The organism is Undibacterium sp. Dicai25W (assembly GCF_049340505.1).
Taxonomy (GTDB): domain Bacteria; phylum Pseudomonadota; class Gammaproteobacteria; order Burkholderiales; family Burkholderiaceae_D; genus Undibacterium; species Undibacterium jejuense.
Genome location: NZ_JBMPOQ010000010.1, coordinates 61,383 through 75,421, shown reverse-complemented (window position 1 = coordinate 75,421; position 14,039 = coordinate 61,383). Strand labels below are relative to the sequence as shown.

The following is a 14,039-nucleotide window of genomic DNA, read 5'->3' as shown; positions in this document are numbered from 1 at the left end:
TGCTCAGGCAGAAAAAGCTTGCACGTGTTCGGCGCTGATCGCCAGATGCACAGCATCACCCGCTTGCAGGTCTTTGAGTTGACCATTTTGTGGCAAGGATACTTGTAATGAAAGTGCGCTATTGTCTAAATTAACCAAGACGGACGAATTGGCACCATCAAATAAAATGCTATTTACATGGCCGCGCAAATGGTTTGCGTAGGCTTCGCTTGGTAAGGCTTGCTGACTGATGGCGATGCTCTCCGGACGTATGTATAAACTCAATTCCTGTCCATTGCGGAATGCGTGCTGGGAATCGCAGTACAGCGATAAATTGTCGGCTACTTCAGCAGAAATTAAATTTGTCATTCCTGGTAAAGCACGCCCTGAAAGTTTATTTGCATTACCCACAAAACCAGCAACGAAGCTGGTTTGCGGACGATAGTACAAATCTTGTGGCGTACCAATTTGTTCGCATTTACCATGATTCATGACTGCCACGATATCCGACATTACCAAGGCTTCGGACTGATCGTGGGTGATATATAAAAAGGTGGTGCCGATTTGGGCCTGCAATTGCTTGAGTTCGACTTTCATATGTTCGCGCAATTTCAGATCAAGTGCTCCTAATGGTTCATCCAACAATAATAAAGTCGGTTCTAACACCAACGAACGGGCAATCGCCACCCGTTGTTTTTGTCCGCCGGATAATTGCTCAATACGTTTGTCTTCGATGCCTGGCAAACCGACACGGCGTAGCATGTCTTGTACTTTATGTTGAATCTCGGCCTTTTTAAGCTGGCGTCTGGCGAGTCCGTAGCCGACGTTTTCGCCCACCGACATCATTGGAAATAAAGCCAGATGTTGAAACACCATATTCACAGGTCGTTGATTTGGAGGAACCGAACGCATACTTTTTCCGCCGACCAGGATCTCGCCTTCATCCGGCTCGATAAAGCCAGCAACCATACGCAACAGCGTCGTCTTGCCGCAGCCAGAAGGACCCAGAATTGAGCAAAACTGTCCTTTAGGAATTTGCAATGACAGTGAATCAACCGCGGTAAAGGTTTGCCCGTTAAGTTGATAGCGTTTAGATACGCCTTGGATATCCAGGTCGATCGTTTCTGTGGATGACGTTTGCATAGTGAAAGTTAAAAGTGATTCTCAGCAAAGCGAGTGTGCATCAGGCGCGCGTGCCAGATTTTTTTCGCCTTGCGATAATGAAATTGCTGCTTGAAGTGGACTGCACTATCGGGAGGGAGCATCAAACTTCCTCCTTCATAAGAAGAGCAAAATGTATCAGGATGCTTTGATTCTATCGAGAATTTTGCCATCCAACTCTTCCAGACCAGCAGGAATTGCTGGATACCATTTAATATTTTTTAAGGCGTCGGCAGAGAAAGATTCATTGAATTGTGCTTTCATTTTGGCGTCCATGAACTTGTCTGCATCTTTCACTGCCGTAAAGGTGCGCGCAGATTTTGCCATGCGTCCGGCGATTTCAGGGCGTGTCACGAAATTAATCCAGGCATAAGCAGCCGCATCATTTTTGCCACGTGCTGGTATCGCAAAGCCATCAACCCAGCCGAGAGCGCCGGACTTTGGTGCAATAAATTTAAGATCCGGATTTTCTGAGTTAAGTTTCCAGCCGCCGCTGTCCCACATTTGTGCAGCCAACAACTCGCCAGTGCGTAAATCGTTGAGCAACTGGTCTTTGCTTTCCCAGAAATATTTGAGATTTTTCTTGCAGGCGATCAGTTTTTCGCCTGCTTGCTGCATGATTTGTTCGTATTGTTTTGGGTTGTTGTAAGCCTTAAATGGATCGGCACCCATAGAAAACGCCATGCCAATCAGGGTCGGGCGTTTTAAGCGCACAGCAACTTTGCCGTGTAATTCTGGTTTGCACAGATCGCTATAGTCAGCGACTTTCACTTTGCTGCTGGCCAGTACTAAGCCATCGGTGCCCCAGAAAAAAGGCAGGCCGTAAAGTTTGCCATTGACTGTGGTGACTTTTTTAGTCGCCTCCAGCATGTCTGGCATGAATTGCGCTGTTTTGACTTTAGACAGGTCGATTGCTTTGTAGATGCCAAATTCCGTGGCAGGACCAGCGATTCTATCCTGACTCGGTTGTACCAAATCAAAACCAGCACCGCCGGTGGCGCGCAGTTTTGAAATCATCTCTTCATTATTCGACAAAGTGAGTTCAACAGCGATACCTGTCTCTTTGGTAAATTGTTCCGCCACATCCTTAGGAACATAATCTGCCCACGTCAGTATGCGCAATTTTTCAGCGGCAAAACTGGTGCTAGGCAAGAGACCAAATGATGCACAAACAAGCGACATTGAAATGAAGGAGCGGCGAAAATTTTTCATTTATATTCTTTACTTAAATTGCAGATTAACCAAGCATGATTTCACACTGTGATGACAATTTGATGACAGGTCAAGAATTTGTCGTCATCAAATGTATGTCAGTTGTAAAAACAGTTCTGACTAAGTGGTATCCATGCAAAAAGTGCCGGAACATTTCTGCTCCGGCACTCGATTTCTCAGATTACATTAACTGGTCTTACATTTTACCGCTAACAGAAACAAAGAATTGACGTGGTGCGCCAGTCAGGATTGTTTGTGCTGTTCCATTAGGATCTGTCGCCTGGAAGCCGTTAGAGCCAATGGTGCTGATGTATTGTTTGTTCAACAGATTTTGTACATTCAACTGAATCGAAAAGTCTTTCAGACCAGCAAATGATTTTTGTTTGTAACCTGCAGTCAGATCAGCGATCCAGTAGGAAGGAACGTTGGCATCATTGGTGTAGGTGTAGAAACGTTTGTCTGTAAATTTCGCGCCAACACGAGAGAACCAGACTGGCGTGTCATAGGACAATTCTGTTTTAAACATCGTTTTTGGTGCGTCAACGACTTGTTTTCCAGCGATATTCACAACGACATTATTGTCAACATAGTTGGACTTGTATTTCGAATCGTTGTAAGTCAGAGAGTTGAACAATGTCCAATCTTTAGCCAACGACCATGACAGTGCTGCCTCAACACCTTTCGTTTCAACTTCACCGACGTTCACTAATGTGCTTGGGCAACCTACGATACCAGCGCATGTGGCGACTGACAACAAGCGATCGCTGAATTTAGTGTAGTAGAGAGCAACAGAACCAACAAAGTCATTTCTCTTGAAGCGATAGCCACTATCAAAAGTTGTTGATGTTTCTGGTTTCAAATTTGCCTGACCCAGATCAAAGGCAACTTGTTTTTGAGAAAATGGACCATCCACACCTGGTTGGAAGGCACGCATATTTTGCGTTACGCTGGCGAACAATTCGTCATTCTTCGTCATCGCATAATTCACACCAACTTGGGGCAAGAATGTTTTGGATGCTTTGATTTCGCCACCTGCGCGGCTGCCAGTGATCACGACAGAATTCACTTTCACGGACGGCGATTTGAAACCATAGTTCAGCTTGAACTTATTGTCCATGAAGCTCATGGTGTCTTGAGCGTAGAACTGAGTCGTTGTCGTCGTGAAATTTTGTTTGAAGTCGGTTTTAAACGGATTACTTAAGTAATAGTTAGTGTCTTGTGGACCTGTTGCATCGTAGTAGTTGCGTGTATCTGTGTGCAAACTACTTTCAACCCAGAAACCAGCATTGACTGTGTGTTGACCAAGTTCCCATGTCAAATCTGATAAGACACCGTTGCGGCTGATGGAATATTCCGTCGTACGGATAGACAGAGGTAAGCCGTTGGTCGATGCCTGGTACGGTGTGTACCAGTGACCTTGGCCTTGGTTGCTGTGGTGATATGCCGTTGTCTTCAACGCCATTGCGTCAGACAAATAGCTGTCTAAGGTCGCACCAATCAGGCTATCTTTACGCAAGCCACTACCTTGATAGTAAGCATCATCCAGACTATTCACACCACCTGTGTACACTTTTTTCGCTGCATTCACTGCACGTTGCCAGTCAGGTGCGTAGTTGTCCCAGTTGTAACCGAGGCGGTTGATCATTTCCAGGGACATATCCTGGTAATCGACTTCCTTACGATCGGAGTAGTTGAAGAAGGCCGACAGTTTATTGTTAGTGCCTAATTGTTGTACCAGCTTGGAATTGAACTGATCCTGGTTCTGGGAGCCACTACCTTTCCATTTGTCTGTACGTTGGCGTGTGGCGCTCAAATATGCCTTAGTACCGGTAGACAGCAAGCCTGTATCAATACGAGCAAAAGTACGTGATGTGCTATTGCTACCGAAAGTTTGTCCGCCAGTTAAGCCAAATTCTTCAGTTGGTGCGGACGAGTAAAATTGAACTGTGCCACCAAGATTGCTGGTGGAGGCTGTGCCTACATCACCCGCGCCTTGGGACAAAACAACGTGACCGATATTTTCGGAAGAAATCGCACGGCTGATGTGTAAGCCGTTATTGTTGCCGTAGCTCATATCGCCAAGCGGCACATTATCCAAGGTAAAACCTAAGTGATTCTGATTGAAACCACGTGCGCTGAAACGGGTAGACCATTCGTAAGCACCGAACGGATCAGCCGATTGGAATGATACGCCTGGCAATTTATCCAAGGTTTTCAATGGGCTGGAACCAGGCACAACTTTCATCAAATCTTCTTTGGTGATGTCTTGTACCTGGCGAGTTTTTCCTTCTCCGACGATAGTCACTGTTGTTGCAGCAGATGCTGTCGCAACTGGAGTAGGGTCAGGTGTTGCCACTGCTTCAGCAAATGCAGGTGCTGCAAATGCTTGCATCAAAACGAGATAAATCGGGGTGCGTCGGAAATGGTTTGCCACAGGAATTTCCCTTCAGATCGTTGGATTTAAAATTTTTAAGGTGTTGTCTAAGCGGCACGTCGTCTTTTTTAATATGGTTGACGAATGCTTATTGAGGTGTGTTTTGCAATATTGCGATACAAATTCAAGCTTGAAGATCAACGCGGCGAAGTCTATAGAGTGAATATGACAAACTTGTGAATAGAAACGTAATACAACACTAGTGAATTTGAATAAAGTTACTAGACCTATGTCATGGCAAAGACATATTTTTTTGTTATAAATATTAAAATTGCCTTAAAGTTAAGTAAAAATAAGTATAAATTTCGAGACTTATTTCAACATAATGTGTCGCTTTATTTTATTTCTGCTTCATTCGCGCAATTTCTGTTGATGCACCCTTTGTGTTGACACTCTGAAAACATGGCGCTTACAATTCACCCGTTATTGTTCTAAAGGAATCCCATCGTGGACTGTAGTAGTTGTATTTTTCGATGCGATGAATGGGATGATACGTCTATCTTTTCTGCTTGCTTCATGTAGATTTTTCCTGCAGTGGCTCGCGGTAAATGTGAGCTGTCGTATTGTGGTAAATTTTTTCCGCATTCCCCATTCATTTTATTTTCTGAGCAAGTCATTGTGATTGCTTGCTCAGATGCCAATCAGAGCTCTTTGTGGGCAAATTTATTTGGAGAATGTTGATGATGGAATGGGATATTTTTACCGTCAGGTTATTGCTGGCGCTGACTTTAGGTTCACTCATCGGTGCTGAGCGTCAGATGCGTCAACGTATGGCTGGTCTGCGCACTAATGCCCTGGTGGCAGCGGGTGCGTGTCTATTTGTTGGCGTCGGTGTAATCACAGGCACGATTGAAGGCCAGGCCAGGATAGCGGCGCAGGTTGTTTCTGGCATCGGTTTTTTAGGCGCTGGTGTCATTATGCGTGAAGGCCTGAATGTACGTGGGCTTAATACCGCTGCTACTTTGTGGTGTTCGGCTGCCATCGGTGTGTTAGCGGGTTTGGGTCACATGTTGGAAGCGACCATTGGTGCCATCGTGATTCTTGGTGCCAACCTGGTTTTACGCAGTGTCGGTCAGCTGATCAATAAGCAAAGTATGGAAAGCGCGACTGAGGTTGAACAAATGTACCGGCTGTCTATCGTTTGTCAGGCCGACGATGAAGTCCATGTGCGTACCTTGATGTTACATATGCTCAACGGTATGCCGCAACTTGTTATTCAATCTTTGCATAGCGAAGACATTCCCTTAGCGGGTCAACTCGAAGTGCGTGCAGATTTGATCGCATCACCAAATAACCTGTTACAGCTGGAACAAATTGTCAGCCGTATCAGTTTGGAAAAAGGAGTCAGCGCCGCGCGCTGGGCAGTATTGCACAGAGTCGATGAATAAGTAGTGCAAGCTAAAGCTTTTAAGAACTGCTTGAACTCTTATTTTCTCCCTATTTAAAGTTCCGTAGGAATAAGGCTACGGAACTTTTTTCTTTCAGAGTTTGTGCAAAATTTACCTGAAATTTATGAATAGCGATCAGCAATGCCAATGTTGTATGACCTATTGTCGTTGTTAAGCCAGATTGAAAAAAATTGATGTTGGCGCGATATTTAACGAAAGTATTGATAGACTTTTGGTAAACAATAGTTACTAAAATGAATATGCTAATTAAAACGGCGAGGATCACCTTCATGAAAAAGAATCTACACCTACTTGTTATTGATCCACAAAACGATTTCTGTGATTTGCCACAAGCCTATCTGGGTTACGATTCACAAAAAAAAGAAAAACTTTTTCCGGCATTGGCGGTACCAGGTGCTCATGCCGACATGCAAAGAGTGGCACAGTTGATCAAACTGGGCGGTGCAGGTTTATCGGCGATCAGCGTGACACTGGATTCGCATCATCACTATGACATCGCCCATCCATGTTTTTGGATAAAAAAAGATCAGCAACCTGTTTTCCCGTTCACAGTCATTTCTGCGGCAGCGGTACGCAAAGAGGATTATTTGCCGCGTGATCGCACTGCACTACCCAGGGTGTTAGCCTATCTTGATGCGTTGGAAAAAAATGGACGTTATCAATTGATGGTCTGGCCAGTACACTGCGAAATAGGTAGTTGGGGACACAATATTCATCCTGATGTGCGTCACGCCTATAATGCCTGGGAAGAAGCGTATTGCAAGATTGTGCAAAAGATTTATAAGGGGAGTAATCCGTGGACTGAGCACTATTCGGCCATCATGGCGGAAGTGCCAGAAGAAAATGATCCACACACGCAGTTAAATCAGCGTTTGATACAAACCATTAATGAGGCAGATACTGTTTACATTGCTGGTGAAGCAAGCAGTCACTGCGTAAAAGCAACGACTGAGCATATTATTGAACACGTTGAGCCTGCCGCATTGTCTAAGTTAGTCCTTTTAACGGATTGTATGAGTCCAGTGAGTGGTTTCGAGGCAATGCACGAACAGTTTATTCAAAATGCATTGGCGCGTGGTTTGCAAATTGCGAATGCCGGCGATGTATTGCCGGAATTGATCGCCAATAGTCAAAGCAGATAGTTAGGAACACCCGCACAAAAGAATGGCGTCTGGTGCGTTATCAGACCCAATTTGCGTTTGTCCTATTAAGAAGAAAAAATCATGAAACCTGTTGTTCGCAGCCTGCTGGAAACCGATCTCTACAAATTTACGATGTGGCAGGCTTTGCTTCACAAGCATCCTGATGCGCATACCGAATACGCATTTGTATGCCGTAATGAGCCAGCGTATCCACTGGCTGAATTGCATGCAGACGTGGAGCGGGAAATTGATCATCTCTGTTCTTTACGCTTTACCGAAGACGAACTTGATTATCTGCGCTCCTTACGCTTTATCAAAAGTGATTTCACTGATTTTTTGACGGTATTTTATTTTCAAAGAAAATTCATCAAAGTCACGACAAATGACAAAGATTTAGAAATTGTTGCAACCGGCCCGCAAGTCCATGTGATGGGCTTCGAGATCTTTGTACTTCATATCGTCAACGAATTGTATTTCCGTCGTCTGCAAAAGCCGGACACTATGGATGAAGCACGTCTGCGGCTGGGAAACAAAATCAACGATTTACGTGCGTTTGCCAAAGAAGCGCCCCGCGCGCATCCATTTGAATTTTCAGATTTTGGCTTACGCCGTCGTTTTTCTGGTGAATGGCAAGATGAAGTTGTTCAAACCCTTGCACGTGAAGTGCCGCAATTCTTTAAAGGCACTTCCAACGTTTACCTCGCCAAAAAATTTAAAATAATTCCCATCGGTACCATGGCGCATGAATACCTGCAATCTTATCAGGCGTTCGGCGTACGTTTGCGCGACTTCCAAAAAGCAGCCTTAGAAGATTGGGTGCAAGAATACCGTGGTGATCTGGGTATCGCATTGACAGATGTTGTTGGCATGGACGCCTTTCTGGCCGATTTTGATTTGTACTTTGCGAAACTCTTCGATGGCTTACGTCACGATTCTGGCGACCCGGTAGTCTGGGGTGAAAAGGCACTCGCTCATTACGCTAAAATGCGTATCGATGCGCATACCAAACGGCTGGTGTTTTCAGATGGTCTGGATTTGGGTACGGCATTTTCCCTCTATCGCCACTTTGCTGATCGCACTATGCCTGCATTTGGCATCGGCACCAATTTAACGAATGACACAGGAATTACGCCACTCAATATCGTCATGAAATTGATGTCCTGCAATGGTCAGTCCGTTGCTAAGTTGTCTGATTCTGCAGGCAAGACTTTGTGCACAGATGAGACTTTTCTGGCCTATTTGCGGCAAATTTTTAATCATCCTGTAGTTTAAGAAACGTAAAATCATCTTCGCTTCAATTGTCTCTGCCTGCAATTACGGCATAAAGATGACACTTAAAAAGCTGCGAGATGTTGTGGTAGCTTCAGTCTGTTTTTAACTGTTCTGAAAGTGACGTGTGACATCGATGTAGCAGGTAAGGCTCTGAACAAAACAGACATAATAATTTTTTGAAATTTTGCTCTTTACATAAGGTGTGATGTGACTACTTTTTTTACTCTAAAGAATATCAAGTATCTGGCTTGTGCTTCTTTCGTTTGCTTACTATCTGCCTGCAATCAGCCATTGAAATCTGCTGCACCTGCAGATGTATCTGTTACTGCTGTTACGGCTGACCCGTCACAAAAAGAAACCGCCACACAAGTCACGCGTCCGGCAGTGATTCTGGTCTCTATAGATGGCTTTAAACCAGAATATTTGCAACGAGGTGTGACGCCAACTCTCAATGGTCTGGCGAATAAAGGGGTATTAGCCGAAGCGATGCATCCTTCATTTCCTTCGATTACATTTCCAAATCATTACACACTGGTAACAGGCTTGCGTCCTGATCATCACGGTATTGTTGGCAATAGTATGGACGACGTACAGATACCTGATCAACATTTCACGCTTAGTAATCATGCGGCGGTGGTTGATCGTCGCTGGTGGGATCAGGCCGAACCAATCTGGGTGACAGCAGAGAAACATGGGGTGCATGCAGCCACCATGTTCTGGCCGGGATCGGAAGCTGACATCCACGGAGCGCGTCCAACGCAGTGGCAGGTATTTGATGGCAAACTTCCGCCCGACAGTCGTGTCGATGTGTTGTTAGGCTGGATGGATAAACCGGCTACGCAAAGAGCGGGATTTTTTACTTTGTATTTCGATGACGTGGATCATGCAGGGCATGAGTTTGGACCTGATACACAGCAAGTGACAGACGCAGTAGCCAAGGTTGATCGTGCTATGACTCGTTTGATGACTGGGCTTGATGCGCGCCACATTGATGCCAATATTGTGATTGTTTCCGACCACGGAATGGCATCAACGAACGAGAAGCGTGTGATTTATCTCGACAAATCAGTAGCAAGCAATAGCTTCAAATTGGTGACGGCGGGCACTTATGCTGGCATTGATCCGCTCCCTGGACAACAAGCAACAGTTTCACAGGCGTTGGTCAAAAAACATGAACACATGGAATGTTGGAATAAGGCAGATATTCCGGCACGCTTGCAGTATGGGAAAACCCCTCGTGTGCCGGCAATTATCTGTTTAGCGGATGTAGGTTGGTTAATATTTGCTGCTGAAGATCCAAGAATTCATGCCAATGGTGGTGCCCATGGCTACGACAATATGAGCAAAGAAATGGGCGCCTTGTTCATCGCTTCTGGTCCGGCATTTAAACAAAATATAATTTTGCCTGCATTTGACAATGTGGATGTTTATCCGCTCCTGATGAAGTTGATTGATGTTCAGGCTTTACCTTCTGATGGTAATCTGACTTCTACGGCGGCAGCATTACGCTAAATAACTTTAAACGAAATTATGCGATATTTACCGGCGTCATACGGTTCAGATATTTGACCAGTATCCGGTAAGTATCGCGATCAAACCGTGGTTTTCCTGATGCCAGTAAGGTTTGAATTTCGGCTTCATCTTTAGCCCGTCCGAGATAGCACCAGGCTTCGATCACGTGATGGATATTGCCCTCTTTAAACATGGCTGGGCCGTTAAATGGCCAGGCTTTTAATTTCATTTCACTTAAGGCTTCAACCAGGCGCAGATTATGTTGCAGCGGAGATTCCTGACCGACGCAAGCGCCTTTGCATTGTTTTAACTGACGCGCAAAACAAGGTTTTCCAGCGCCGCCTTTTTCTAGCCCCAACGTGGCGGCACAGAGCTGAAACTGTTTTACAGCTTGCATTAAAAATTCGCGTGCGCTCGCACCGCTTTTGAATAGGCCGTACAACTGTTCCTGTCGTCCCAGATCCAGATCACGTCCATACGCGAGTTGCGGTTGCAATAAGCCAGAACCCATATCGACCAGGCGCCACGAACAGAATTCAGAATTCCGGCGTAACTGACGATTGAGTGTCGGTTGCTTCTCTTTGATCAAACGCGCTTCGGTAATCAAAGCGTCTACTTCGCCTTCACACTCTATCCATTCAATATCACGCACTTGCAAGGAAATATTCATCTCTTTTGCAATCGCATGATCAGAAGAAAAATGCGATAACACGCGTTGGCGCAAGGTGTTGCTTTTGCCTATGTATAGCGGAAGGCGGTTCTCCGCATAAAACAGGTAGACGCCATAACCCTTAGGCAACTGGTCAACAATATCGGCATCCAGATGTGGCGGCAAACTTGAACGCGTGGTCAATTCTTTGACGGCGGCCTCCAACTCACCTTCGGGTAAGCTCGATACCAAGGCACACCAGAATTGATAAATCGCATCGGCATCGCACATGGCGCGGTGACGTTCACCTTCTGCAACGATCTGATGGCGTTCCATGATGCTATCGAGATTGTGCTTGGCAAATTGAGGAAATAATTTACGCGACAGCTTCAAAGTACATAGCACTGTGGAGCGATATGACTTCTCCAGTCGCTTGCATTCATTTTTCAGAAAACCGTAATCAAAACGGGCATTGTGTGCGACAAAAATATGTCCGTTCAGACGCCGTAGAATTTCGTCTATTACATCGGCGAACTTCGGCTGATCCGCCACCATCGCATCGCTGATGCCAGTCAATTGTTCGACAAACGGCGGTATTGGCGTTTCTGGATTCAGCAACTGGCTCCAGCGTTCTACCTTCTCGCCATCAAAAGTAAGGATAGCAATTTCAGTAATACGGTCTCGGGTTGCGATGGTGCCTGTGGTTTCCAGGTCGACGAAGGCCAGCGGGCGTGCAAGTAGGGTCAAGGTGGTACTCATTCAATAAATTTCCTGCCATTGTATAGTCTGCGAGCGGTTCTGGCGCTATCAAGGCATTAACATTGCCTGCTTATCATTATCCCGGCGTGGTCTTTGGCGCGATTTAGCAATACATAGGGTGGTAATGCTCCAGCATAATCATGCACATTCAATAACCCATATTTATTCAAAGATATCTTATGTCCGAATTTTTTCTCGCACCTGTTCCGCAAACCGTTATCAATACGCAAGGCGAGGTAGGTTTTGGAAAATTTTCTGGTGCGATAGCGGATATCGATTGGTCAGGTTTACCAGTGCCTTTCCAGCGCAGTGCCTTGTGGCGCGCTGTGCATCACAAGCATTGGCAATATCTGGCACTGGCGACGGCAGACATTTTTTGTGGCATTGCGATTGTGGATGTCGGTTGGACGAATACGGCCTTTGCCTATGTTTTTGACAGAAAAGAGAAAAAACTGATTGCCAGCTTTTCACAAGATGGTTTGCCGGGGCTGACTGCCAGCATCAATTCCCGGCCCGCGCTGGGTGCCGCCAGTCATTTTCATTTTTTACGAAACCGTATCGACTTTACGGGGGCAAGCGCTACCGACTCCGCACGATTGGACTTGGTCTGCGGGGATTTTTCTATTCATGTGCAGTTGCACGAACAGCAGGCGGCACCTGCGCTCACTGCGATTGGTACAGTGGTTGGCGGCACTGTGCACGCCACAGTTAAATCTGCAGGAATGCCAATGACAGGCGAGGTGCAGGCTGCAGGCCGTCGCTATTCGCTTAACGATGGCGTCGCCAGTACTGATCACAGCAATGGCTTTCTGGCACGAGAAACAGATTGGCGCTGGGCATCGGCGCATGGTCTGGATGTAGGCTTCAATTTACAGTCTGGATATTTTGGTAACAATGAAAATGCCTTGTGGTTAGATGGAAAACTGATTTCATTGAGCACAGCACGGTTTGACTTTGACCCTGCCAATCCGCTGGCAAGCTGGCATATCACCACCGATGATGGTTTGTTGGACGTCATTTTTCAGCCAGAAGGTTGTCGACGCGAAGATAAAAATCTGCTGATCGCCGCCAGCCGTTACGTACAGCCAATCGGTACGTTTAGCGGATGGGTCAAAGCACATCCAGCTGCCGAACCAAGGGCGATCAATAACTTGGTTGGCGTGACGGAAGATCATTTTTCCCGTTGGTAACTTGTATAGATCAATGAAGATGTGCCGTTTTTTTAGACAAAGTTTGATCTGAGCGAAACGTTCAGGCGGAACATCATGCTACAAGAGGGGTTTATACATTTTTGTGGCGCGCCATGTTGACACTCCAGCTCAGTGAATTTTCCATACAAGAATTTCTGGCCAATTATTGGCAAAAAAAGCCCGTTTTGATACGCCAGGGTTTTCCCGGCTTTTACGATTTGATACGCCCCGATGAGCTGGCTGGTCTGGCGTGTGAGCCACAGATCGAATCGCGTGTTATTTACAAAAAAGACGGTGAGTGGCAAGCCGAATCAGGGCCGTTTGAAAGCTATGGCCGGTTTGGGAAAAAAGACTGGACGCTGGTCGTGCAAGCCGTTGATCATTGGTCGCCGGATGTAGCTGATCTGGTGCAGGCTTTTTCGTTTATTCCTAAATGGCGCCTGGATGATGTGATGATCAGCTATGCAGCGGCTGGCGGCGGCGTTGGCCCTCACATTGACTTATACAACGTATTTATCTGTCAGGGTTCTGGACGGCGCCATTGGCGGGTTGGTGATCGTGGCAATCATCGTCAGTTTGCAGCGCATCCCGCACTTTTACATACTGAAGCATTTGAAGCCATCATTGATGCTGAATTAACGGCAGGTGATATTTTGTACATACCGCCTGGATTCCCACATGAAGGGGTATGTCTCGAAAATTCCATGAGTTTTTCCGTGGGTTTTCGCAGTAAATCGGCGCGTGACATGTTGAGCGGTCTGGCTGATCATCTGATCGACCAGGATTTAGGCTCTGCTTTGATCACTGATCCTGAGCGCCCGTTGCATACAGAACAAGGGCATATTAATAACAGCGATCTGGCTTTGATTAAGGCGCAGATGCAGGCGATTTTGAATGATGAAACCGTGATGACGGATTTTATCGGTAGTTTTTTATCCAAAACGAAATGCGAGCTGGATTTGCAGGCTTTGGACGACGAGATATCGGAAGATGAGCTAATCGATATTTTGCATAATGAAGGTTTGCGACGCACCGGTGGTTTGCGCTGTTTTTATCTCGATCACAGCATAAGTCAGGGTGTTTGCTACATTGATGGGCAACGTTACGGTTTCGGCGCGCAAACGCGGGATGCGGTGATTGCGTTGTGCAATAACGATGAGATCGATGCAGACATGCTTGCCGATGGTTTGAGTAATCCTGTATTTGTTAAGGCGCTACAGGAATGGGTAAATCAGGGCTATTGGTACACTGACTAAGGCTGAGCTCTATGGCAAGATGCTGAAAATAGAAACGGCGCTCAGATCGATCTGAGCGCCGTTT

At 46.0% G+C, this 14,039-nt stretch carries 10 protein-coding genes; 6 read left to right on the top strand and 4 right to left on the bottom strand.

Annotated elements, in window-relative coordinates; genetic code table 11:
* Positions 1-3: 3 nt before the first annotated feature.
* The 3 genes from ACO0KY_RS12765 to ACO0KY_RS12755 form a co-directional block, all read right to left on the bottom strand.
* Positions 4-1,122, bottom strand: a complete 1,119-nt coding sequence (locus ACO0KY_RS12765; protein WP_423046574.1) for an ABC transporter ATP-binding protein — start codon at positions 1,120-1,122, stop codon at positions 4-6.
* A gap of 156 nt (positions 1,123-1,278) precedes the next feature.
* Positions 1,279-2,352, bottom strand: coding sequence for an extracellular solute-binding protein (locus ACO0KY_RS12760; RefSeq protein WP_423046572.1), 1,074 nt, complete (start codon positions 2,350-2,352; stop codon positions 1,279-1,281).
* Between the two features lie 196 nt (positions 2,353-2,548).
* Positions 2,549-4,786 (bottom strand): TonB-dependent receptor, encoded by a 2,238-nt coding sequence (locus ACO0KY_RS12755; RefSeq protein WP_423046570.1) that lies wholly within the window; start codon positions 4,784-4,786, stop codon positions 2,549-2,551.
* A gap of 683 nt (positions 4,787-5,469) precedes the next feature.
* Here ACO0KY_RS12755 and ACO0KY_RS12750 point away from each other — a divergent pair.
* The 4 genes from ACO0KY_RS12750 to ACO0KY_RS12735 all read left to right on the top strand — a co-directional run bounded on the left by ACO0KY_RS12750 (position 5,470) and on the right by ACO0KY_RS12735 (position 10,121).
* A complete protein-coding gene (locus ACO0KY_RS12750; RefSeq protein WP_423046688.1) occupies positions 5,470-6,174 on the top strand; it encodes an MgtC/SapB family protein in 705 nt (234 codons plus the stop codon).
* A 290-nt stretch (positions 6,175-6,464) separates the two neighbouring features.
* The gene (locus ACO0KY_RS12745; protein WP_423046568.1) at positions 6,465-7,337 is read left to right on the top strand and encodes a cysteine hydrolase; all 873 of its coding nucleotides are present in this window, start codon (positions 6,465-6,467) and stop codon (positions 7,335-7,337) included.
* A gap of 81 nt (positions 7,338-7,418) precedes the next feature.
* Positions 7,419-8,609, top strand: a complete 1,191-nt coding sequence (gene pncB, locus ACO0KY_RS12740) for a nicotinate phosphoribosyltransferase (RefSeq protein ID WP_423046566.1) — start codon at positions 7,419-7,421, stop codon at positions 8,607-8,609.
* A 207-nt stretch (positions 8,610-8,816) separates the two neighbouring features.
* The gene (locus ACO0KY_RS12735) at positions 8,817-10,121 is read left to right on the top strand and encodes an ectonucleotide pyrophosphatase/phosphodiesterase (protein ID WP_423046564.1); all 1,305 of its coding nucleotides are present in this window, start codon (positions 8,817-8,819) and stop codon (positions 10,119-10,121) included.
* A gap of 16 nt (positions 10,122-10,137) precedes the next feature.
* Here the strand turns inward: ACO0KY_RS12735 and ACO0KY_RS12730 are convergent, their stop codons facing one another.
* Positions 10,138-11,529, bottom strand: a complete 1,392-nt coding sequence (locus ACO0KY_RS12730; RefSeq protein WP_423046562.1) for an exonuclease domain-containing protein — start codon at positions 11,527-11,529, stop codon at positions 10,138-10,140.
* Between the two features lie 179 nt (positions 11,530-11,708).
* On the opposite strand from ACO0KY_RS12730, the gene ACO0KY_RS12725 reads away from it, so the two are divergent.
* Together ACO0KY_RS12725 and ACO0KY_RS12720 are read left to right on the top strand one after the other, a co-directional pair.
* Complete coding sequence (locus ACO0KY_RS12725) at positions 11,709-12,719, top strand: DUF2804 domain-containing protein (protein WP_423046560.1); 1,011 nt, start codon at positions 11,709-11,711, stop codon at positions 12,717-12,719.
* A 113-nt stretch (positions 12,720-12,832) separates the two neighbouring features.
* The gene (locus ACO0KY_RS12720) at positions 12,833-13,975 is read left to right on the top strand and encodes a JmjC domain-containing protein (RefSeq protein ID WP_423046558.1); all 1,143 of its coding nucleotides are present in this window, start codon (positions 12,833-12,835) and stop codon (positions 13,973-13,975) included.
* Positions 13,976-14,039 lie beyond the last annotated feature (64 nt).